Origin of the sequence: Streptococcus sp. 2106, from assembly GCF_013277315.1 — a bacterium.
Lineage (GTDB): Bacteria > Bacillota > Bacilli > Lactobacillales > Streptococcaceae > Streptococcus > Streptococcus pseudopneumoniae.
The window spans coordinates 1-22,136 of sequence record NZ_VMMS01000041.1 but is presented as its reverse complement, the minus strand read 5'-3'; the positions used below and the strand labels follow the sequence as shown (position 1 = coordinate 22,136).

At 42.7% G+C, this 22,136-nt stretch carries 18 protein-coding genes and 1 pseudogene; 5 read left to right on the top strand and 14 right to left on the bottom strand.

Translation table 11 applies throughout. The features are described 5' to 3' along the window. Positions 1 to 336 precede the first annotated feature (336 nt). Positions 337 to 645 (top strand): annotated as a pseudogene (locus tag HT723_RS05385) (IS30 family transposase); the annotation flags it as partial. 399 nt (positions 646 to 1,044) lie between these two features. Next, the gene (locus HT723_RS05380) at positions 1,045 to 1,662 is read left to right on the top strand and encodes a TVP38/TMEM64 family protein (protein WP_000076168.1); all 618 of its coding nucleotides are present in this window, start codon (positions 1,045 to 1,047) and stop codon (positions 1,660 to 1,662) included. A gap of 319 nt (positions 1,663 to 1,981) precedes the next feature. Here the strand turns inward: HT723_RS05380 and scrK are convergent, their stop codons facing one another. Beyond that, a complete protein-coding gene (scrK, locus tag HT723_RS05375; protein WP_000164310.1) occupies positions 1,982 to 2,869 on the bottom strand; it encodes a fructokinase ScrK in 888 nt (295 codons plus the stop codon). Positions 2,870 to 3,018: 149 nt separating this feature from the next. After that, positions 3,019 to 4,905, bottom strand: coding sequence for a sucrose-specific PTS transporter subunit IIBC (locus HT723_RS05370; RefSeq protein WP_188108528.1), 1,887 nt, complete (start codon positions 4,903 to 4,905; stop codon positions 3,019 to 3,021). 380 nt (positions 4,906 to 5,285) lie between these two features. Here HT723_RS05370 and HT723_RS05365 point away from each other — a divergent pair, with 380 nt between their 5' ends. Together HT723_RS05365 and HT723_RS05360 are read left to right on the top strand one after the other, a co-directional pair. Then, positions 5,286 to 6,740 carry a glycoside hydrolase family 32 protein gene (locus tag HT723_RS05365; protein WP_172934797.1) on the top strand — a complete coding sequence of 485 codons (1,455 nt, stop codon included), beginning with the start codon at positions 5,286 to 5,288 and terminating at the stop codon, positions 6,738 to 6,740. Beyond that, positions 6,721 to 7,686, top strand: a complete 966-nt coding sequence (locus tag HT723_RS05360; protein ID WP_172934796.1) for a LacI family DNA-binding transcriptional regulator — start codon at positions 6,721 to 6,723, stop codon at positions 7,684 to 7,686. The genes HT723_RS05365 and HT723_RS05360 overlap by 20 nt, the downstream gene beginning before the upstream one ends. Before the next feature lie 35 nt (positions 7,687 to 7,721). Here the strand turns inward: HT723_RS05360 and HT723_RS05355 are convergent, their stop codons facing one another. From HT723_RS05355 to gmk, 12 genes are all read right to left on the bottom strand, one after another. Beyond that, on the bottom strand, positions 7,722 to 8,996 hold the full coding sequence (locus HT723_RS05355) for a hydroxymethylglutaryl-CoA reductase, degradative (protein ID WP_172934795.1): 1,275 nt from the start codon (positions 8,994 to 8,996) through the stop codon (positions 7,722 to 7,724). After that, positions 8,996 to 10,168, bottom strand: a complete 1,173-nt coding sequence (locus HT723_RS05350) for a hydroxymethylglutaryl-CoA synthase (protein ID WP_172934794.1) — start codon at positions 10,166 to 10,168, stop codon at positions 8,996 to 8,998. The genes HT723_RS05355 and HT723_RS05350 overlap by 1 nt, the downstream gene beginning before the upstream one ends. A gap of 130 nt (positions 10,169 to 10,298) precedes the next feature. Further along, positions 10,299 to 10,547, bottom strand: coding sequence for a hypothetical protein (locus HT723_RS05345; protein ID WP_025170610.1), 249 nt, complete (start codon positions 10,545 to 10,547; stop codon positions 10,299 to 10,301). Between the two features lie 160 nt (positions 10,548 to 10,707). Beyond that, entirely contained in the window at positions 10,708 to 11,157 is a 450-nt protein-coding gene (locus HT723_RS05340) for a threonine/serine exporter family protein (RefSeq protein WP_119947467.1), read from the bottom strand. A gap of 1 nt (position 11,158) precedes the next feature. After that, a complete protein-coding gene (locus HT723_RS05335; RefSeq protein ID WP_172934793.1) occupies positions 11,159 to 11,917 on the bottom strand; it encodes a threonine/serine exporter family protein in 759 nt (252 codons plus the stop codon). A 114-nt stretch (positions 11,918 to 12,031) separates the two neighbouring features. After that, positions 12,032 to 14,011, bottom strand: coding sequence for a serine/threonine-protein kinase StkP (gene stkP / locus HT723_RS05330; protein ID WP_172934792.1), 1,980 nt, complete (start codon positions 14,009 to 14,011; stop codon positions 12,032 to 12,034). Next, positions 14,008 to 14,748, bottom strand: a complete 741-nt coding sequence (locus HT723_RS05325) for a Stp1/IreP family PP2C-type Ser/Thr phosphatase (RefSeq protein ID WP_172934791.1) — start codon at positions 14,746 to 14,748, stop codon at positions 14,008 to 14,010. The genes stkP and HT723_RS05325 overlap by 4 nt, the downstream gene beginning before the upstream one ends. A 14-nt stretch (positions 14,749 to 14,762) precedes the next feature. Next, positions 14,763 to 16,076 (bottom strand): 16S rRNA (cytosine(967)-C(5))-methyltransferase RsmB, encoded by a 1,314-nt coding sequence (gene rsmB, locus HT723_RS05320; RefSeq protein WP_172934790.1) that lies wholly within the window; start codon positions 16,074 to 16,076, stop codon positions 14,763 to 14,765. Further along, a complete protein-coding gene (gene fmt, locus HT723_RS05315) occupies positions 16,069 to 17,004 on the bottom strand; it encodes a methionyl-tRNA formyltransferase (RefSeq protein WP_119942274.1) in 936 nt (311 codons plus the stop codon). The genes rsmB and fmt overlap by 8 nt, the downstream gene beginning before the upstream one ends. A gap of 12 nt (positions 17,005 to 17,016) precedes the next feature. After that, a complete protein-coding gene (locus HT723_RS05310) occupies positions 17,017 to 19,413 on the bottom strand; it encodes a primosomal protein N' (RefSeq protein WP_172934789.1) in 2,397 nt (798 codons plus the stop codon). A gap of 65 nt (positions 19,414 to 19,478) precedes the next feature. Then, the gene (rpoZ, locus tag HT723_RS05305) at positions 19,479 to 19,793 is read right to left on the bottom strand and encodes a DNA-directed RNA polymerase subunit omega (RefSeq protein ID WP_000979235.1); all 315 of its coding nucleotides are present in this window, start codon (positions 19,791 to 19,793) and stop codon (positions 19,479 to 19,481) included. A gap of 24 nt (positions 19,794 to 19,817) precedes the next feature. Beyond that, positions 19,818 to 20,444, bottom strand: a complete 627-nt coding sequence (gene gmk, locus HT723_RS05300) for a guanylate kinase (RefSeq protein WP_000775034.1) — start codon at positions 20,442 to 20,444, stop codon at positions 19,818 to 19,820. A 280-nt stretch (positions 20,445 to 20,724) separates the two neighbouring features. Here gmk and nagA point away from each other — a divergent pair, with 280 nt between their 5' ends. Next, positions 20,725 to 21,876 (top strand): N-acetylglucosamine-6-phosphate deacetylase, encoded by a 1,152-nt coding sequence (nagA, locus tag HT723_RS05295; protein WP_001134440.1) that lies wholly within the window; start codon positions 20,725 to 20,727, stop codon positions 21,874 to 21,876. Positions 21,877 to 22,136 lie beyond the last annotated feature (260 nt).

Below are 22,136 nucleotides of genomic sequence, written 5' to 3'. Positions count from 1 at the left end.
AGAGCAAACTAGGAAGCTAGCCGTAGGCTGCTCAAAGTACAGCTTTGAGGTTGCAGATAAAACTGACGAAGTCGGTAACATACGCACGGCAAGGCGAAGCTGACGTGGTTTGAAGAGATTTTCGAAGAGTATTAGTGATAAATCCATTATACAGTAGCAAACTTAATTTATCCACTCTGCTCCTCAACTGTCAGTTTTTGGTCCTGAATTGTTATTTGAGTAAGTTCTTTTTCCTCATAAAATTTTCTTCCTCTAAAATTTCTGGAAAAAAGCGAATAGTTTCAGACAACATTTTTTATAAAAAAACAAGTTCATCTGTCATTTCAAGAAGGAGTAATCCTTTATCTACTAATGGACGGAACGGAATTCAACCGCTTGTCCCATATGTTTTCTAAGGAGCATATCTACTATGCACATCCCTATGCCTCTTGGGAAAGGGGAACTAATGAGAATCGCAACAGGCTCATTCGTAGATGGTTACCTAAGCCTAAGGGAACTAAGAAAACGACTCCTAAAAAAGTCGCATTCATCGAAAAGTGGATGAACAACTATCCTAAAAAATGCTTGAACTACAAGTCCCCCAGAGAAGACTTCTGGATGGCTAACTTGAACTTGAAATTTAGCAATAATTCATTCACCATCTAACTATATTTAGTAATTATTTCAGAACTGATTAATATTAAAATTAACTAACAATTCAAAAGATTCATACTAGACATAAATTACATCCATCAGAGAGACTCTTATTATTTTTAGATTTTAGTCTTTCTAGCTTCAGAACACATCTAAACTTTAGAGAAGATGACTATTCGAAAGCTCGAATGCCTCAAAATTATATCAGATAAGCTATTCGAACTTAGAATGCTTTTAAATTTATGTAATTTCGATTATTCGAAACCTAGAATGCATATAACCTTTAGTTGACAGACCTATTCTAAGTCTCGAAGGGCTATTTACTTTCTATTCCTTATCAAAAAAGACTCATTCCCCCTTTCTCCTCCAAAATATGGTATAGTAGAGTTATACTATCTATGAGGAGTTTACATGTCACAGGATAAACAAATGAAAGCTGTTTCTCCCCTTTTACAGCAAGTTATCAATATCTCATCGATTGTCGGTGGGGTTGGGAGTTTGATTTTCTGTATTTGGGCTTATCAGGCTGGGATTTTACAGTCTAAGGAAACCCTATCTGCCTTTATCCAGCAGGCAGGCATCTGGGGTCCACCTCTCTTTATCTTTTTACAGATTTTACAGACGGTCGTCCCTATCATTCCTGGGGCCTTGACCTCAGTGGCTGGGGTCTTTATCTACGGGCACATCATCGGGACTATCTACAACTATATCGGCATCGTGATTGGCTGTGCCATTATCTTTTATCTGGTGCGCCTATACGGAGCTGCCTTTGTCCAGTCTGTCGTCAGCAAGCGCACCTACGACAAGTACATCGGCTGGCTAGATAAAGGCAATCGTTTTGACCGTTTCTTTATTTTTATGATGATTTGGCCCATTAGCCCAGCTGACTTTCTCTGTATGCTGGCTGCCCTGACCAAGATGAGTTTCAAGCGCTACATGACCATCATCATTCTGACCAAACCCTTTACCCTCGTGGTTTATACCTACGGTCTGACCTATATTATTGACTTTTTCTGGCAAATGCTTTGACACGTAAAAAATCCGTTTGGTTTCCCAAGTGGATTTTTAAAGCGTAGATTAACTATAGCTTAATACTAAATATACTTTGGTATGGAAATCATGCATATTTTTCGATAGTAAGGCGAGGACTTACCTAGCCTTTCCGCCGTGATAGAAACACCTGAAATCTAATGGTTTCAGGTATTCGGAAACTTTGAGACATTAGGCTCAAAGTTTAGGTATGGAATTTCGAAGAAAGTCGCTACCGTCCGTAATCACTTAAGGAAAGGCTCAAAAATATTATTTGCAACCACAAAATCCGTTTGGTTTCCCAAGCGGATTTTGTGCTTTATTTTGAAACTTCTTTTGCAAGAACAAAGTTCCCAAGAGTAGCAGAACCATTTCCTGCGACTGCTGGCGTCACGATGTAGTCACGCACATCTGGTACTGGTAGGTAGCCATTGAGAAGAGATGTAAATTTTTCACGGACACGGTCCAGCATGTGTTGTTGAGCCATGACTCCTCCACCAAAGACAATCACGTCTGGGCGGAAAGTCACTGTCGCATTGACCGCAGCTTGAGCGATATAGTAGGCTTGGACATCCCAGACAGGGTTGTTGAGTTCAATGTTTTCCCCACGAACACCTGTACGAGCTTCCAAACTTGGACCAGCTGCATAGCCTTCCAGACATCCCTTATGGAACGGACAAACACCCTTAAACTCTTTTTCAATATCCATTGGGTGTCTAGCAACATAATAATGACCCATCTCAGGGTGACCCACACCACCGATAAACTCACCACGTTGGATGACACCTGCACCGATACCTGTACCGATTGTGTAGTAAACCAAGTTTTCGATACGGCCACCAGCATTGTTACGGGCAACCACTTCACCATAAGCAGAGCTGTTTACGTCTGTAGTGAAGTACATAGGCACGTTTAGGGCGCGACGAAGGGCACCAAGCAAGTCCACATTTGCCCAGTTTGGTTTTGGAGTCGTTGTGATAAAGCCATAGGTTTTTGAGTTTTTATCAATATCAATCGGACCAAATGAACCAACTGCAAGACCAGCAAGATTATCGAATTTCGAGAAGAACTCAATGGTTTTATCGATTGTTTCGATTGGAGTTGTTGTTGGAAATTGTGTTTTTTCTACAACGTTAAAGTTTTCATCACCGACAGCACAGACAAACTTTGTACCGCCCGCTTCCAAGCTTCCATATAATTTTGTCATGATAAACCTCTTGTTTTTATTTTCTTTATTATAGCATATTTCGAAAGTCTAAATTTCTCTATTTTTTAGATTTTCCTCTGTAAATCTTACCATTCAAGCAAAAACGAACAAACATGTCATTTGTTCGTTTTCACATTAGAGAGGATTGATTAAATTTTCACTTCAATAACGGCATCCCCCTTCGCAACTGAACCTGTTGCGACTGGAGCTACTGAAGCGTAGTCAGCTGTATTTGTAACGATAACCATTGTTGTATCATCAAGTCCAGCTGCAGCGATTTTGTTTGAGTCAAATGTTCCAAGAACATCGCCCGCTTTAACCTTGTCACCTTGAGCAACTTTTGCTTCAAAACCTTCACCATTCATAGATACAGTGTCAATACCAACGTGGATCAAAACTTCAGCACCATCAGTTGTTTTCAAACCAAAAGCGTGCCCTGTTGGAAATGCGATTGAAACTTCAGCATCAGCTGGTGCATAAACCACACCTTGACTTGGTTTCACAGCGATACCTTGTCCCATAGCTCCACTTGAGAAGACTGGGTCATTGACATCAGCAAGAGCGACAACATCACCGACGATAGGAGTTACAAGTGTTTCATTTTGAAGAGCTGCTGGAATGTTGCCAGTTGTTTCTTCTTGGACCAAACGTTCTGTCGCCGCTTCAGTAGCAACTTCTTTTTCATCCTCATAACCAAACATGTAAGTAAGAGCAAAACCAAGTGCAAATGATACAGCTACCATAAGAAGGTATTGGGCAAGTTGTCCGTTACCAACATAAAGCATTGTACCAGGGATGATGGTGATACCACTACCATTACCAGCAAGTCCAAGGATAGAAGCCAATCCACCACCGATTGCACCAGCAATCAATGAGAGGAAGAATGGTTTACGGAAGCGCAAGTTCACCCCGAAGATAGCAGGCTCTGTAATACCGAGGAAGGCAGAAAGAGCAGCTGGGAAAGCAAGTGTTTTTAGTTTTGGATTTTTAGTTTTAACACCAACCGCAACAGTTGCAGCACCTTGAGCTGTCATAGCAGCAGTGATGATAGCGTTGAATGGGTTAGCATGGTCAGCAGCAAGCAATTGCACTTCAAGCAAGTTGAAGATATGGTGCACACCTGACACGACGATCAATTGGTGAACCCCACCAATCAAGAAACCACCAAGACCAAATGGCATACTAAGGATCGCTTTTGTCGCGATAAGGATGTAGTTTTCAACAACGTGAAAGACTGGTCCGATGACAAATAGTCCAAGGATAGACATAACCAAAAGTGTCACGAATGGTGTTACCAAAAGGTCAATGACATCTGGAACGACCTTGCGGACAGCTTTTTCAAATTTAGCTCCGACAACCCCGATGATGAAGGCTGGAAGAACGGAACCTTGCAAACCAACAACAGGGATGAAACCAAAGAAGTTCATAGCTGTTACTTCACCACCTTGAGCAACTGCCCAAGCGTTTGGAAGTGAGCCAGAAACAAGCATCATACCAAGAACGATACCAACGGCAGGGTTACCACCGAATACACGGAAGGTTGACCAAACAACCAAACCTGGCAAGATGATGAAGGCTGTATCTGTCAAGATTTGTGTGTAAGTTGCAAAGTCTCCTGGAAGTGGCATTTCAAGAGCAATGAAAAGACCACGCACACCCATGAAGAGACCTGTCGCTACGATAACTGGGATGATTGGAACGAAAACGTCACCGAAAGTACGGATAGCACGTTGGAACCAGTTCCCTTGTTTAGCAGCTTCTGCTTTCATGTCATCTTTAGATGATGTTGGTAAACCAAGTGCAACAACTTCATCGTACATTTTGTTTACTGTACCAGTACCAAAGATGATTTGGTATTGACCTGAGTTAAAGAAAGCACCTTGAACTTTTTCCAAGTTCTCAATCACTTCTTTATTGATTTTTCCTTCATCTTTGACCATGACACGAAGACGAGTCGCACAGTGAGCTACACTGTTGACATTTTCACGTCCACCCAAGGCATCGATGACTTTTTTTGCAATTTCCTGATTGTTCATTTGCAAAAATCTCCTTATATAAAATTTTGTTCTTGTTTGAAAGCGATTTTATTCGCCCTACGACTATTATTTTATCATGTTTTAGAAATATGTCAAGCGTTTTGCAGAAAAAATATTCTATCCACTTAGTGGACACGCTTTAGATTGATTGTTTTTGACTGTTTTATCAGGTATTACTTGAAAAAATAAGTTTGAAATCTGAGTTCAAAAGGGTTTTGTTTCACTTTATTTCAATTCTCTGTAGATAGTTGATTGATTTTCTGCTTTTAATTTGTGATAAACGTTTGACAGTTTTTTCTCTTTTTTAACATAAAAGGCTTGCATTTTTTATCGAAAACGGTTACTATTAAATGTGATAAGATTTTTGGAGGAATAGAAGAATGGAATGGACAACTGAGCGTCGTTACAGACTTTATCAAGATTGGACGCAAGAAGAAATTAAGAATATTAAAGAAAATATGGCACAATCTCCATGGCATACTCATTATCATGTTGAGCCAAAAACAGGACTTCTTAACGACCCAAATGGCTTTTCTTACTTTGATGGAAAGTGGATTGTTTTTTATCAGAACTTTCCTTTTGGTGCAGCCCACGGTTTGAAATCTTGGGTTCAATTGGAAAGTGAGAACTTGGTTCATTTCACAGAAACTGGAGTCAAAGTTTTGCCTGATACTCCATTAGATAGCCACGGTGCCTACTCTGGTTCTGCCATGCAATTTGGCGATAACTTGTTCCTATTTTATACAGGAAATGTTCGTGATGAAAACTGGATTCGTCACCCTTACCAGATTGGAGCTTTGATGGATAAGGATGGCAAGATTACAAAGATTGATAAGATCTTGATCGACCAGCCAGCAGACTCTACTGACCACTTCCGTGATCCGCAAATTTTTAACTTCAAGGGCCAATACTATGCTATCGTCGGTGGACAGGACTTGGAGAAAAAAGGCTTCGTCCGTCTCTACAAGGCTGTAGACAACGACTATACAAACTGGCAAGCCATTGGCAACCTTGACTTTGCTAACGACCGTACTGCCTACATGATGGAATGTCCAAATCTGGTCTTTGTAGGGGAACAACCTGTCCTTCTCTACTGCCCGCAAGGATTGGATAAAGATGTTCTAGACTACGATAATATCTATCCAAATATGTATAAGATTGGGGCTTCCTTTGACCCTGAAAATGCCAAAATGGTAGATGTGTCTCAACTTCAAAACATGGACTATGGTTTCGAAGCCTATGCAACTCAAGCCTTCAACGCTCCTGATGGACGTGCTCTAGCTGTTAGCTGGCTTGGCTTGCCTGATGTTTCATATCCATCTGACCGTTTTGACCACCAAGGAACCTTCTCTTTGGTCAAGGAACTCACTATCAAAGACGGCAAACTCTACCAATACCCAGTCGCAGCTATCAAGGACCTTCGTGCTTCTGAAGAAGCCTTCTCAAACCGTGCCCAAACCAAGAACGCTTACGAACTTGAACTCAACTTGGAAACTAATAGCCAGAGCGAGATTGTCTTACTTGCTGATCAAGAAGGCAAGGGACTTTCCATCAACTTTGACCTTGTAAATGGTCAAGTAACAGTGGATCGTAGCCAGGCTGGAGAACAGTATGCCCAAGAATTTGGAACTACTCGCTCTTGCCCTATCGAGAATCAGGCTACTACTGCTACAATCTTCATCGATAACTCTGTCTTTGAAATTTTCATCAATAAAGGAGAAAAAGTATTTTCTGGTCGTGTCTTCCCACATGCGGACCAAAATGGTATCCTGATCAAATCTGGAAACCCAACTGGAACTTACTATGAATTAGATTATGGTCGCAAAACTAACTGATGTCGCCAAACTTGCAGGCGTCAGTCCTACTACCGTTTCTCGGGTTATCAATAAAAAAGGGTATCTCTCTGAAAAAACCATTCAAAAGGTCAATGAAGCCATGCGAGAATTGGGCTATAAACCCAACAACCTAGCTCGTAGTCTGCAAGGAAAATCAGCTAAGTTAATCGGCTTGATTTTCCCAAATATTTCCAACGTTTTCTACGCAGAATTGATTGATAAGCTGGAACACCAACTCTTCAAAAATGGGTACAAGACCATCATCTGCAACAGTGAGCACGATTCTGAGAAGGAACGTGAATACATCGAAATGTTAGAAGCCAATCAGGTGGATGGCATCATTTCGGGTAGTCACAACTTGGGAATCGAAGACTACAATCGAGTGACGGCACCAATTATTTCCTTTGACCGCAATCTGTCACCAGACATTCCTGTCGTCTCCTCTGACAACTATGCTGGTGGGGTTCTAGCTGCCCAAACCTTGGTCAAGACAGGTGCCCAGTCTATCATTATGATTACAGGGAATGATAATTCCAACTCGCCAACCGGACTACGCCACGCTGGCTTTGCATCTGTACTCCCAAAAGCTCCTATTATCAATGTTTCCAGTGACTTTTCTCCTGTCAGAAAAGAAATGGAAATCAAGAATATCTTAACTCGACAAAAGCCAGATGCCATTTTCGCTTCGGATGACTTAACAGCTATTCTAGTTATTAAAATTGCTCATAAACTAGGCATTTCTGTCCCAGAAGAGCTCAAGGTCATCGGCTATGATGGGACCTACTTTATCGAAAATTACTACCCTCAATTGACTACTATCAAGCAACCTTTGGAAGAAATTGCTTGCCTCACTGTTGACCTCCTCTTGCAAAAGATCGAAGGCAAGGAAGTCACCACAACTGGTTACTTTTTGCCAGTTACTCTTTTACCAGGAAAAAGTATTTAAATACAAGAAAACTCAGACCGAATTCGTCTGAGTTTTTATGATCTTAAATTTTCTAGGTAGCGCTGGGCTGTCTCTAGGTTAAAGGTTTTATCTGCGATGAGGCGCTCGACTAGGGGAGCAACTTCGGATTCACTAGCACCTGCGAGAAGTGCCAAAGATTTAGCCTGCAATTTCATGTGGCCTTGCTGAATCCCTGTACTCACCAAGGCTTTGAGGGCCGCAAAATTTTGGGCAAGCCCGATAGACACGATAATCTGGGCTAATTCTTTGGCAGAAGGATTTCCCAATAATTCATGACTGAGAGCTACACGAGGGTTGAGACCAACAGAGCCACCCTTGGTCGCTACAGGCATGGGTAAGGTCATCTCACCGACCAATTCTTCTCTTTCAAGATCCAGCATCCAGCGACTGAGACCTTGATAGCGCCCGTCTCGACTAGCAAAGGCATGAGCCCCCGCCTCAATGGCACGCCAGTCATTACCAGTGGCAATCAAAATGGCATCAATACCGTTAAAAATCCCTTTATTGTGGGTAGCCGCTCGATAAGGATCAGCTTGCGCAAACTGACTAGCCAAGGCTATCTTCTCTGCAATTTCTCGTCCTTGCTCCTTTTGGCGGATCAAGTAGCGAAAGGCGATGCGACAGCTTGCAGTCACCAGAGAATCAGTTGCGTAGTTGGACAGGATTCCCATGAGACTCTGTCCCTGACTGAGTTCTTCTAAGACTGGTTTCAAGGCTTCCAGCATGGTGTTGAGCATATTGGCACCCATGGCTTCCTGGGTATCGACATGAATATAAACAACGAGAAAGTCTGGTTCGCCTTTTATCTGCTCGACATGCAGATCACGCGCCCCACCTCCACGTTTAACGATAGAAGGATAGGCTTGATTGGCAAGTTCTAGGAGCTCTGCTTTCTTGCTGGCAATCTTCTCTTGCGCTTGTTCAGGGTCAGCAACTTGATAAAGGGCTACCTGTCCAATCATCTGGCGCTCATGAACCTGAGCAGTAAAGCCACCTGCTCGCTTGATGATTTTACTAGCATAGCTGGCCGCAGCAACCACGGACGGTTCTTCTGTCACATAGGGAACTGTGTATTCCTGACCGTTAACGAGAACCTCTGGGACCAGCGAATAAGGCAGAGAAAAAGTTCCCACCACATTCTCACTCAGCTGGTCTGCCACAGTTACACTCATCTGTTCATCCTGCTCTAAACTCTCTTGCCTCTCAGGACTAAGGAACGCCTGAGCTTTTAACAGCTCGAGGCGCTCTTGGTATGATTTTTTAGAAAATCCATTCCAACTTATCTTCATTATTTTTCAACCTTGCTATAACGGCGTTGGTGATCAACAATTTCAACCAAGGCAAAATCTTGATTTTCATAGCTAGCAAACTGAGCAGAATTTGTTTCATCTAAGTCTACTTCTTCAAAGAAGACTTTTTCATAGTCTGCAACAGATAAGGCAGTTCGTTGGTTGAGCTTGTTCAAGCGGTCTTTATCCAGATAAGCTTCATAACCTTCAACCAATTCACCGCTGAAGAACTCAGCTACAGCACCACTTCCGTAACTATAAAGGGCGATTTTATCCCCAGCCTTCAAGCTATCTGTATTTTCCAAGAGAGACAGAAGCCCAAGGAAAAGTGAACCTGTGTAGATATTCCCCACCTTTTGACTGTAAAGAATAGACTGGTCAAAATGCTTTTGCAAGAGGTCTTTTTTCTCTTGAGGCAGGCTCTTATCCATGATTTTTTTCAAACCTTTTAAGGCTAATTTAGGATAAGGCAAATGGAAACAAACAGCCGCAAAATCATCCAAAGTAAGCTGGTAGCGTTTTTGATATTCAAGCCAAGTCATTTTCAAACTATCCAAATATTGTTGGGTAGAATAGACACCATTTACATAAGGAGTTGTCGAGTAATTTGGACGCCAAAAATCCATGATGTCACGGGTTTGAGCAACATTGTCATTATTAAAGGCCATCATGCGTGGATTTTGTGTAATCAACATGGCCACACTTCCAGCACCTTGAGTTGGTTCTCCTGGAGTTTCAATACCGTACTTGGCAATATCACTGGCAATGACCAAGACCTTGGACTCTGGAGAATTTTCCACATGCAATTTGGCATAATGAAGGGCAGCTGTCGCTCCATAGCAGGCTTCTTTAATCTCGAAACTACGCGCAAAGGGCTGAATACCCAGCAAGCCATGCACAAAGACGGCTGCAGCCTTACTCTGGTCAATTCCTGACTCGGTCGCCACAATGACCATGTCAATTTCTGCTCTTTCTTGCTCAGTTAAAATAAAGTCACTAGCACTGGCCGCCAAGGTCACGATGTCCTCAGTTAAGGGTGCAATACTCAATTCCTCGAGTAAGAGTCCTTTGCTTAATTTTTCAGGGTCAATTCCCCTCGCTTCTGCTAAGTCTTGTAACTTCAAGACATATTGACTGGTCGCAAAACCAATCTTATCAATACCGATTGTCATATTTACCTCTATTTTATCATTCATGTAAAAAATCGTTCGGTACTATTTTATCACAAATGGCAGTAAAAGAGATAAAAAAGACTTGATTCACCAAATCAAGCCTCTTATTGGTCATAATTTCAAAGAATGATTAGTTGCTAGAGAGTTCACCGATATAAGTAGCTTTATAAGCCCCATTCTCAGTTATCAGTTCCTGGAGGATTAAATTTCCTGAGTAAGTCCTTCCCATCTCATCTACAAATTCTTGATAAAACTGACTGGTCGGAATTTCTCTGACATCCTTATCAAATGTCTTGTCAAGTGTTTTACTAACCTTTTCGGCAATCAACTGATGCTCTTGTAATCCACTTTGAAACTCTGAACCCAAACTAGAAACCATGACTGGGATAAGCAACAAAGTCAGTAGACTTACAGACAATAAGGAAAATAGTGATTTTTTCATGATTTTTCCTCCTTTATATAGAGAGAATAGCATACATAGAAAGCCTTGTCACTATATTTATCTCATTTTTCAGAAAATTCTTTTATTTCTGTAAAGTCTACGATACTCGATGTGTTTTTATATAATGATACAGTCTGAGAATCACTGTTCCGCTAGCCATTCCAATGGAAATGACCAGAGCCAGCATAACAACTAATGTTGCACTTGCCAGCGCTTTATTATAGTCCCCTGTCACAAAAAAGGCAGTTGTCCGATAGGAGAGATAACCCGGAACCAAGGGTGCCAAGATTGCTAAGATAAAGACCACAGCAGGAGTCTTATAAAGAATACTTAAAATCTGGCTGACACAAGAACCTATAATGGCTGCAATAAAAGTAGCCACAATAACATTGGTCGGTTCCTTGAGCAAGAGATAGACTAGCCAGACAGCCATGCCCAAAATCCCTCCAGGTAAGAGCATGGACCGTTGCACATTGAGTACGATTAAAAAAGTGATAATAGCAAGAAGACTTGCCACTGCTTGTAATAAAAAGGTTGTTAGTGTCATATTAGTTCATCAATACCAAGGCGACAGAAGTTCCTGCCCCTAAAGCAAGGGTAATGAGCAGGGATTCAAACATCTTGCTCATACCAGAGTTTATGTGGTTGATCATAATATCACGAACCGCATTGGTCAAGGCAATTCCTGGAACAAACGGCATGACCGCACCAGCTATAATCAAGTCTGCCGTTGAAGGAAAGCCTGTGTAGCGAGCCCAAAACTGGGCAATCATTCCAAAGACGAAGGCCCCAGCAAAGGCTGTCACAAAGGGAATTCGGATAAACTTCTCCACATAGAGGGAAAAGGCAAAACCAAATAAGGTCGCCACTCCTGCCCCAAGTGCGTCGTAGATATTTCCACTAAACATAACCGAAAAGAAAGGAGCACTTAAGGTCGCAGCCAGAGTTACCTGCAACTTAGTATAGGGAAGGGGTTGGGCCTGCAAGGCCGTCAATTGCTTAAAGGCTGTTTCTAAATCAATCTGCCCCCCAACCAGCTGACGAGAAATCTGGTTCACATCGCAGACTTTTTCGATGTTATAAGAAGAGGAGGTCACCCGCTTCATGCGCGAAATATTGGTATTTTCAATAGAGAAAAAGATAGCGGCAGGCATGGCAAGGACATTGCAATCCACAATCCCCTGCGAATGCGCAATCCGAATCATGGTATCTTCTACGCGATGAATCTCTGAACCACTTTTAAGGAGAATAGTCCCCGCTAGCATAATCACATCGATGACGGCATTTAATTCTCTTGATTCTTCCATGCGTTCCTCCTTTTATCAACTCCCTCTATTTTATCACAAATCTGGAGTCAAAAAAAATCTTTGCCATGAAATCATGACAAAGATTGATTACTCATTTTGATTATCCATCTGATTTTAAGGAGTAGCTGAACTTGTTTTAGGTTTGTAGATTGAAATCTTGACTCTAGTCTTATTGAGGTCTACCTTTTCACCTGCTCTAGGACTTTGTTCAACGACTGTACCTTCAGCAGTTCCAGCGGGAGCTGTCGACACTTCTACAACTTCAATATTGGCTTCCTTAATCCCAACAATTTGAATCAAATTATTCTTAGTAAACTCCAAGCTGGAACCAATGTAGCTCGGCATGGCAACACTTGTAACTTTTTTAGCTACTGTCAAGACGATTTGGGTAGGTTTATTCACATCATAAGTCGTTCCGGCACCTGGACTTTGTTTCATAATCGTTCCTGGTTCGCTTTCGCTGGACTCTTCTTCCTCTATCTTAATCAAATTATCTGGAACTTTTTTCTCTTTTAATTCCGCAATGACATCAGAGGATTTCCGTCCAATATAGTTCCCTAATTGAATCTTCGTAGCTTTTTTAGCTACTGTCAAGACAATTTGAGTTGCCTTGCTTAAGTCATAGGTCGTACCTTCTGGTAGACTTTGCTTCATGACCGTTCCAGCCTCACTCTCATTCGACTCTTCTTCCTCAATTTTAATCAAATTATCTGGAACTTTTTTCTCTTTTAATTCCGCAATGACATCAGAGGATTTCCGGCCGACATAATTACTAATTTGGAAGGATTGTTTGCCTGATGAGACAACCAAATTGATTTTCGTTCCTTCTTTTCGACCAGTTCCAGCGCCAGGATCTGTACGGATAATCCGCCCTTCCTCCACCTTTTCACTAGCCTCTGACTTCTCCTCTCCAATCTCAAAATTGGCTTTCTTGAGGGTTTCCTTGGCTTCCGCAACTGTCTGACCTGCCACATCTGGAATGGCAATGGTTGCAGGAGTTCTGGATAGTATCCAAATAAGAGAAGCTGCCACCAATACAATGCTGGCCAAAAAAATCAGATAACGCATCTTAAATCTACGTTTTTTCGGTGCTTGTGGTTGGTAAGTTTCCTCTGTCACAGCCTGACTTGTTTTTTTGATTGGTTTGTGTTCTGTCTGCGATTGAACCTTAGGAATCGAAGTCAAGGTGCTCTGGGATACTTTTGGTAGAGGCTTGGTGTCCGCCTTAGTCGCATCGTCAAAGACCAGCTTTGGTTCATTACGACGATTATAAGACAAACTACTAGACAAATCCACATACATTTCAGCAACTGATTTATAGCGATCTGTCAATTTCTTAGCAGTTGCCTTGATAACAACATTCTCCAAAGCCTGGGGCACAGATGGATTCTCAGCAATAACGGACGGCAGTGGTTTTTGGAAATGCTGGAGGGCGATGGTCACAGCGCTATCCCCGTCATAAGGGATATGGCCTGTCAGCATCTCATAGAAGATAATCCCCATGGCATAGATATCACTTTGTACAGTCGCCTTAGAGCCACGCGCCTGCTCTGGTGACAAGTAATGCACCGAACCCAGCATCGAGTTAGTCTGAGTCAGACTCGTCTCAGCAAAGGCTACGGCAATCCCAAAGTCTGTAACCTTGACAGTCCCATCTGGTGTCAAGAGGATATTTTGAGGTTTCAAGTCCCTATGGACAATTCCTCTGGTATGGGCCAAACGCATAGCTAGGAGGATTTGTCCCATAATACGGACGGCTTCTTCATTAGAGAAAGGATAATGTTCCTTGATATAGCGTTTAAGGTCAAGTCCAGCCACATACTCCATAGCTAGGTACTGTTGACCGTCTTCCTCACCAATATCTGTTATCCGAACGATATGAGGATGGTCTAAATCTGCCATAGCTCTCGCTTCACGCTGAAAACGAGCTACAGCTATCGGGTCCGTCTGGTAGTTGGTCCTCAGAACCTTCACTGCCACTTCTTCCCCGTCTAGAATCAAATCTTTGGCTAGGTAGACATCCGCCATACCTCCTCGACCAATCTGTTTGACAATCCGATAGCGTCCGACAAAAATCTTGCCGATTTGGATCATTCTGCATCCTCCTCGTTCATAGAAACAAGGGCAACCGTAATGTTGTCTAAACCTCCTGCATTGTTAGCAAAACGAACAAGTGTCTCCGTTTTATCTGCTAAAGGAATATCACTGGTTACAATATCACGAATCTCACTGCCTGAAATCATGTTGGTCAAGCCGTCACTATTGAGCAAGAGATAGTCACCTGACTCAAGGATAACTGTCCCAAAATCAGGCTGAATTTCATCTTTTTGCCCAATAGACTGGGTGATAATATTTTTTTGCGGATTAGCTTCTGCCTCTTCTGGTGTCAATTGACCAGCCTTGAGCAACTCATTGACCAAAGAATGATCACTCGTCAACTGATGGTATTCTTCTCCACGAATCAAGCCGATACGCGAATCACCAATATGAGCATAGATAGCCTGATTATCAATAATAGCAAGGACTTCCAAAGTAGTTCCCATGCCTCTGTAAGCTTCATCCTGACCAAGCTGGTGAATCTTTTGATTTTCAATTTCTAGGTAATGGGCGAACCATTCACGCACTTCATTGACTGTATCGATTTGGGTATCAACCCAAGCTATACCTAGGTCTGTTACCGCCATTTCACTAGCGATATTCCCTGCGCGATGACCTCCCATCCCATCAGCTAAAATAATCATGGTACGTCCAGCTCTATTGACATAGTGGTTGACATAGTCTTGGTTATTTGTCCGTTTCTGACCAACATCTGTTAATAATGAAATTTCCATGTGTCAGTTCCTTCCTAATCCGATATCTTGCGAAATTGACTGATGAAGAATCCATCACTTCCATACAATTCAGGTGTAATGAGGATACAGCCGTCTTTCATGATATCCTTACATTCATGTTCTAGCTTTACCTGCTCGAACTCAGGATGACTTTCTAAAAACGCCTCAACGACTTGAAAATTCTCCTCTGAGACAATAGTACAGGTACTATAAGTTATTATACCACCTTTGCCTAGTGTTTGACAAACACTACCTAATATTTCTAGCTGAATTTCCTGTAAGGACGCGAAATCTGCCGTTTCTTTATTGTATTTGATATCTGGTTTTCGGCGCAAAAGACCGATTCCTGAACAGGGAGCATCCACTAAAATCTTATCAAATGAATCCTGACTAAAAAACTCATGCACCTTTCTGGCATCCAATTTTTGAGTTTGAACCCGATCTGCAACTCCCAGACGTTGGGCATTTTCTTGGATTAAATCCAACTTGTGGTCGTACAAGTCCAGAGCAGTAACCTGACCTGTCGTAAGATAAGAGGCTATATGGGCTGTTTTCCCACCTGGAGCCGCACAGGCATCAAGCACTCGCTCATCACCTTGTAAATCAAGCGTCGGAGCAACTAGCTGACTGGACTCGTCTTGGATAGTAATAGCCCCTTCTGCAAACAAATCATGGCCTGCAAAATGCCCCTGTTCCTTAACAAGACCAGAAGAAGACAAGGATGAATCACTGGCCTCCAACAAGGTTTGAATTTCCTCTTTTCGGCTTAAATCAGTCACACGAATACTGGCCTTGTTGCGCACTAAGAGACTTTCAAAGATAGCTTGTGCTCGCTCTTCGCCATATTCTTCTTTGAGCTTGGCAACTAACCAAACCGGGAGAGAATAGGCAATGGAGTCACGCTTGTTTTTTCGTTTGATGCTGGTGATATCTGGCCAGCCTTCACGTAGAATACGACGAAGGACGGCGTTGACCAATTTTTCACTGCCTTTTTTACGGACTTTGGCCAATTCCACTGCTTCATTGACCACAGCATGATCTGGAATCTTGTCCAAATAGCGGAGTTGGTAGGCACTCATGAGAAGAAGGACATAGAGGCAGTTATCTAACTTATCTCTGTCTTCGATAAAGTGGGATAGGTACCATTCCAGAGTCAGTTTTCGAGCTACCGTTCCATAGACAATCTCAGTTACCAATCCCTTGTCCGTTGCCGAAAGTTGACTTCCTTTTAGATGCTTATTTAAGGCGATATTTGAGTATGCTTGATTGATAAAAACATCCTCTAATACTGCTAGGGCTAAACTTCTAGCCGTTTCTACTTTAGTCACCAAATCGTTCTCCTACAGTCAATGTTCGCCCAACACCGTTGAGGAAGGAAGCAATGTCCATCTTAGGTTTACCTGCAGGCTGAACTTGCTTGAGGGATAGAGCTCCCTCTGCCGTTGCGACAATCAATTCTTTCTTGCCGATAGAAAGGATTTCACCTGGATTGCCCTGACCTTCTACTGCTAGGGCTTCATAAATCTTAAAGCGGTCACCCTTAAGGAAAGTATGGGCAACAGGCCAGGGGTTCATCCCACGGATTTGGTTGAAAAGTTGACGATTGGTTTTGTTCCAGTCCAATTTTTCTTCTTCTGGCTTGATGTTTGGCGAGAAAGTAACCTGACTCGGATCCTGCGGTTCAGGTTTGATGTCACCAGCAATGTAGGCAGGCAAAGTATCCAAAAGCAAATCACGACCAACAAGAGCTAATTTCTCAAACAAGGTGCCAACATTGTCCTCATCAGTGATAGGAATACTGCGACGGGAAATCATGTCTCCTGCATCCATCTCCTTAACCATTTCCATAATGGTCACACCAGCTTCCTCATCGCCTTGAATCAAGGCGTAATGGATAGGCGCACCACCACGATGTTTAGGAAGAAGAGAAGCATGAACATTGACCGCAAAGTCCATGCTATCAAGGAGTTTACTTGGGAGAAACTGGCCAAAAGCGGCAGTCACAATCCCATCTGCTCCTAGCTTCATAAGATCTTCCATCTCTGGACTTCCAGATAGTTTTTCAGGTTGGTAGATAGGAAGTCCTGCCTCTTTTGCAGCTTGTTTAACTGGGGTTTCCTGGATAACTTTTTTACGTCCGACAGCACGGTCTGGCTGGGTCACAACGGCTAGAATTTCGTAACGGTTATCTGTCAAAAGCCCTTTTAAAACTGTTGCTGAAAAGTCGGGTGTCCCCATAAAGATTAGTTTTGTCATATCTTCTCCTTCTTATAAAAATTGCTGTGGCTCATGGTCAATGCTGAGACGGAGCTCACTATTTTCCCTTTCTTGAGTCAAGGCCAAGACCTGGTTGAGGGTTGGTCCCAGCTCATCTTCTAAACGGTATTTAATTAAAATCTGGTAATGATAGAGGTTGTGAGTACGGGCGATGGGTTTGGGCGTTGGCCCGAGGATGTTACTGGTTTCAGACAAACCTGACCGCAAAATGTTCATGACTTCATAGGCACATTTGACCACCTCTTCTTCTTTCTTGTGAGAAAGGGTAATGCCAATGGTGAAATAGTAAGGTGGATAGCCAAGTTGTCGTCTGATACCCATTTCATAAGCATAAAAGCCTTCGTAGTCCTGGTCTTTTGCAAATCGAATAGCGTAGTGCTGAGGATTGTAAGACTGAATCAAGACCTGCCCAGCTTTTTCAGCACGTCCTGCTCGACCTGCCACCTGAGTCAAGAGCTGGAAGGTTCTCTCAGAAGAACGGAAATCAGGTAGATTCAAGGCCGTATCGGCATTAAGAACTCCGACTAGGGTCACATTTGGAAAATCCAATCCCTTGGCAATCATCTGAGTACCTAGTAAAATATCTGCTTCTCCTCGTCCAAACTGGTCAAGTAGAGCTTGGTGACTACCTTTCTTACGAGTCGTATCCACATCCATGCGCAGAATGCGAGCCTGGGGAAAAAGTTCTGCCAGCTCGTCATAAGCCTTTTGAGTTCCTGTCCCATAGTAACGAATACTGCGACTCTTACAGTTAGGGCAGGCCTGAGGAATGTCCTTTGAAAAACCACAATAATGGCAGTTCATGGTCTTGGTATCCATGTGCAAGGTCAGGGAAATGTCACAGTTGGGACAAGTATCCACCGTCCCACACTCCCGACACATGACAAAGCTAGAATAACCACGACGATTGAGCATAAGAACCACCTGCTCTTTTTTAGCTAGACGGTCCTGAATCGCTTCTAGCAAAGGAGGCGTAAAATTTGACGTCTCGTTTTGTCCGATATAGTCCCGAAAGTCAATCACTTGAACCTCAGGGATTCTAGCTAAAGGATTGGCGCGTTGGGTCAGACGTAAATGTTGATAAACGCCTTTGCCAGCCCGAGCACGGCTTTCCAGACTAGGAGTTGCTGAACCAAGCACCAGAGCCGCTTGATTATAATGAGCCCGTAAAATAGCCACCTCTCTGGCATGGTAACGGGGATTGCTGTCCTGCTTATAAGTCGCTTCATGCTCCTCATCGATAATCATGACACCTAGATTTTTCAGCGGAGCAAAGATGGCAGATCTAGCACCAACAACAACTTGGGCATCGCCGCGTTCCACCTTGCGCCATTCATCATACTTTTCACCATTGGACAGGCCTGAGTGAAGAATGGCCACTTTCTTACCAAAGCGAGCAATAAAACGCTCCGTCATCTGCGGAGTCAAGGAAATCTCAGGCACTAACAAGATGGCTGTTTTCCCCTTATCCAAAGCTCCTTGGATTATTTGTAAGTAAACCTCGGTCTTCCCACTTCCTGTGATCCCTTGAAGGAGGAAGGGAGGCTGATGACTACCAATAGCACTCACAACCGCATCACGCGCCTGTCTTTGCTCTGGATTCAACTCCAAAGGCTGACTTGCTTCAATCCCTTCAAAATAAGCAGCCGAGCGTTGCACTTCCTTTTGGACTATGGACACAGCACCTTGTTCCACAAAAAAGTTGACCTGCTCCCGTGAGTAGGACTCTAACAAACTAGCCAAGGAAGCACTCTCAGGATGAGACAGCAAGTAATCTCTCAATTCCAACTTTTTCTTGGCACGCGCAGATATTTCAACACCTTCTAATTGAGCTAGATTCACCTCATACCAAGACTGGGTCTTGACCTTCTTTTGATCGACTGCCTGATATTCCAGACCAAGTAGGCCTTTTCTAGTCAAACGCATCATTTCAGCTTGCTTACCTAAATCCAGAGAAGAAAAGGCTAGTGAATCTTCAGAACCAAACAAGCGCTCTCGGTCTTCCTGACTCAGACCTTCCAGAGGATAGAGAATCTTGTCATAGCTAGAATTTAGAAATCCCGGTAGCATAGCCTTGAGAATAGAGATTTTGTAAGAAAATACAGATTTGCGGAGCTCCTCAGCCAGCCAGAGTTGTTCTTGCGTGAGAACAGGAGAAAAATCCAGTACCTCGGCAATATCTTTTAAATCTTGACTTACCCCTTCTTCATCCACTTGGGACTCCAAACCAAGAACAATCCCTTGAATCAGGCGATTGCCCTTACCAAAAGGCACATGAACCCGCATCCCAACTTCTAGCATTCCCTCAAATTCCTTAGGAATCTTGTAACTATAGGGCTGGTCCGTCTGCATCAAGGGCACATCTACAATAATATTGGCTATAACCATCTTCTCACCTCCTCCTTGTCAGTACATTCTTACAATAGAAAAAATAAGATTGAGTCCCCCCAACCTTAAATTTTTTCACCATCTTCTTTTTCTTTAGCGATTTGCTCTTTGATTTTCTTTTCTTCTTCTTCTTTGCGGCGTTTTTCTTCTTCGATACGGCGACGCACTGCTTCACGTTTCCCTTCTGGGTCTGGGTGAATGGTTACGTTTCCTGATTCGATTTCTTCTAGAGCGCGAAGAGTTGATTTTTCAGACTTGAAACCTTGAGTTGCTGGTGCACCTGCTTCCAATTCGTGGGCACGTTTTGCTTCCAAGATTACGAGTGAATATTTTGAAGGAACCTTGTCGAGCAAGGTATCAATAGAGGGTTTTAACATCATTTGCTTGTACCTATTTTCTAAATTTTATCGGGTAGTTGGAGACTTTGGTAACATCTCCTGATAGTGACCAATGACACGGTCCACACGGAAGTGCTCTGCTTCGATCACACGTTTGACACGCTCAGCAGCTAGGGGCACCTGATCGTTGACAATCGCATAATCATACTCACGCATGAGGGCAATTTCTTCCTTGGCTTTCTCGATTCGTTGGGCAATCACTTCTGCGCTATCTGTTCCACGACCTACTAAACGATCTTGCAATTCATCCAAATCTGGTGGTGTCAGGAAGATAAAGACAGCATCTGGAACCTTTTTCTTGACCTGAAGAGCGCCCTGAACCTCAATTTCAAGGAAAACATCAATTCCCTTGTCCAAGGTTTCATTGACGTAGGTCAAAGGGGTTCCATAGTAGTTGCCGACATATTCTGCATATTCCAACATCTGTCCTTGACGAATCAACTCTTCAAACTCTTCGCGAGTACGGAAGAAATAGTCACCACCGTCCACTTCTCCAGGACGTTGTGCGCGTGTCGTCATCGATACAGAATATTGAAATTGGTTTTCAGAACTCTCAAAAATCTCTCTTCTAACCGTTCCTTTTCCAACCCCTGAAGGACCAGAAAAAACGATTAGTAAGCCTCGGTCTGCCATTGTGTCTCCTTTTAGTCAGTCTGTGAAATAACATTTCTCTAGAATAATGACAAAAAGCCAAATTATCCTTTACAGTCTTTCTATCTAGTGTAACAAAAAAGCAGTAATTTTTCAACTGCTCTTTCTTATTTATTTAGATGTGTTGTGATTCGAACGTGAAATATCGCTTTTAAAATATCTTCAGAAAATAGGTCTATACCATTTACAAATGAAAAAGAAAGGTTTATAATGTAATTGACATAATAAATTGTAGAATCAATTTTTTAAGGAGGTTAACATTATGCCTAACTATATTAAAGCGGATCAGTTTTTCTACCCACACGGAGTTCGTCGAGGTGGTTACTTGGAACTTGTGGACGGCAAGTTTGGAAAACATGTAGAGCAGATTCCTGAAGGAGCTGAGGTGATTGACTATACAGGTTATAGCATTGCTCCAGGACTTGTGGATACCCACATTCATGGATTTGGCGGTGTGGATGTTATGGATAATAATATCGAAGGAACGCTTCATACTATGAGTGAAGGACTCCTCAGCATGGGGGTAACGAGCTTCTTGCCAACAACTTTGACATCGACTTATGAGCAATTGCTTGCGGTAACTGAAAATATCGGTGCTCGTTATCAAGAAGCAAGTGGCGCGAAAATTCGTGGAATTTATTTTGAAGGGCCTTATTTCACAGAGAAATACAAGGGGGCTCAAAACCCTGCCTACATGAAAGATCCTCGCATGGATGAGTTTCGTGCTTGGCAAAAAGCAGCAAATGGCTTGCTAAATAAAATTGCTCTTGCGCCAGAGCGTGAAGGTGTAGAAGACTTTGTACGGACTATCACCGGAGAAGGTGTAACGGTTGCTCTTGGGCACTCAAACGCGACTTTTGATGAAGCTAAAAAAGCAGTCGATGCTGGAGCGAGTGTTTGGGTACACGCCTACAATGGAATGCGTGGGTTGACTCACCGCGAACTGGGTATGGTTGGAGCCATGTATCAATTACCTCATACCTATGCAGAGTTGATCTGTGATGGCCATCACGTAGATCCAAAAGCCTGCGAAATTCTTATCAAACAAAAAGGGACAGAAAACATTGCTCTTATTACAGACTGTATGACAGCTGGTGGATTGGAAGACGGTGACTATATGTTGGGAGAATTCCCAGTTGTCGTTGCAAATGGAACTGCACGCCTCAAATCGACAGGTAACTTGGCAGGTTCTATCCTCAAACTCAAAGATGGTGTGAAGAATGTAGTCGAATGGGGAATTGCGAATCCGCATGAAGCAGTCATGATGGCCAGCTTCAACCCAGCTAAATCCGTTCACATCGATGACGTCTGTGGACAAATTCGTGAAGGTTATGATGCAGATTTTATTGTTTTAGACAAAGATTTGGAATTGGTAGCAACCTATCTAGATGGTGTGAAACGTTATCAAGCATAAGAGAGAAGAGTCTGGGCAAAAGTCTAATTTGAGGAGAAAATCCAGTAATACTCCTTTGAAGTCAAAAAGCAACAAACATGTCAACTATTTGTTACAACTCCATTAATTAGTATTCCACTTTCTAAAATCAGTATTTTGAGCTGTGCAATCCAAGTCTTCTAATTTGTTTTTTAATTTCTGTTTAGTATAAATTTTACTTGGGCAGTAGACCAACTTGGAGCGTTTACGAGTTGTTCCAGGCTCAGTTTAGCTTGTTTTCT

Excerpts from the sequence above, each read along its gene's own strand:
- HT723_RS05380 (WP_000076168.1), top strand. The coding sequence starts at position 1,045 with ATGTCACAGGATAAACAAATGAAAGCTGTTTCTCCCCTTTTACAGCAA.
- scrK (WP_000164310.1), bottom strand. The coding sequence starts at position 2,869 with ATGACAAAATTATATGGAAGCTTGGAAGCGGGCGGTACAAAGTTTGTC.
- HT723_RS05370 (WP_188108528.1), bottom strand. The coding sequence starts at position 4,905 with ATGAACAATCAGGAAATTGCAAAAAAAGTCATCGATGCCTTGGGTGGA.
- HT723_RS05365 (WP_172934797.1), top strand. The coding sequence starts at position 5,286 with ATGGAATGGACAACTGAGCGTCGTTACAGACTTTATCAAGATTGGACG.
- HT723_RS05360 (WP_172934796.1), top strand. The coding sequence starts at position 6,721 with ATGGTCGCAAAACTAACTGATGTCGCCAAACTTGCAGGCGTCAGTCCT.
- HT723_RS05355 (WP_172934795.1), bottom strand. The coding sequence starts at position 8,996 with ATGAAGATAAGTTGGAATGGATTTTCTAAAAAATCATACCAAGAGCGC.
- HT723_RS05350 (WP_172934794.1), bottom strand. The coding sequence starts at position 10,168 with ATGACAATCGGTATTGATAAGATTGGTTTTGCGACCAGTCAATATGTC.
- HT723_RS05345 (WP_025170610.1), bottom strand. The coding sequence starts at position 10,547 with ATGGTTTCTAGTTTGGGTTCAGAGTTTCAAAGTGGATTACAAGAGCAT.
- HT723_RS05340 (WP_119947467.1), bottom strand. The coding sequence starts at position 11,157 with ATGACACTAACAACCTTTTTATTACAAGCAGTGGCAAGTCTTCTTGCT.
- HT723_RS05335 (WP_172934793.1), bottom strand. The coding sequence starts at position 11,917 with ATGGAAGAATCAAGAGAATTAAATGCCGTCATCGATGTGATTATGCTA.
- stkP (WP_172934792.1), bottom strand. The coding sequence starts at position 14,011 with ATGATCCAAATCGGCAAGATTTTTGTCGGACGCTATCGGATTGTCAAA.
- HT723_RS05325 (WP_172934791.1), bottom strand. The coding sequence starts at position 14,748 with ATGGAAATTTCATTATTAACAGATGTTGGTCAGAAACGGACAAATAAC.
- fmt (WP_119942274.1), bottom strand. The coding sequence starts at position 17,004 with ATGACAAAACTAATCTTTATGGGGACACCCGACTTTTCAGCAACAGTT.
- HT723_RS05310 (WP_172934789.1), bottom strand. The coding sequence starts at position 19,413 with ATGGTTATAGCCAATATTATTGTAGATGTGCCCTTGATGCAGACGGAC.
- rpoZ (WP_000979235.1), bottom strand. The coding sequence starts at position 19,793 with ATGATGTTAAAACCCTCTATTGATACCTTGCTCGACAAGGTTCCTTCA.
- gmk (WP_000775034.1), bottom strand. The coding sequence starts at position 20,444 with ATGGCAGACCGAGGCTTACTAATCGTTTTTTCTGGTCCTTCAGGGGTT.
- nagA (WP_001134440.1), top strand. The coding sequence starts at position 20,725 with ATGCCTAACTATATTAAAGCGGATCAGTTTTTCTACCCACACGGAGTT.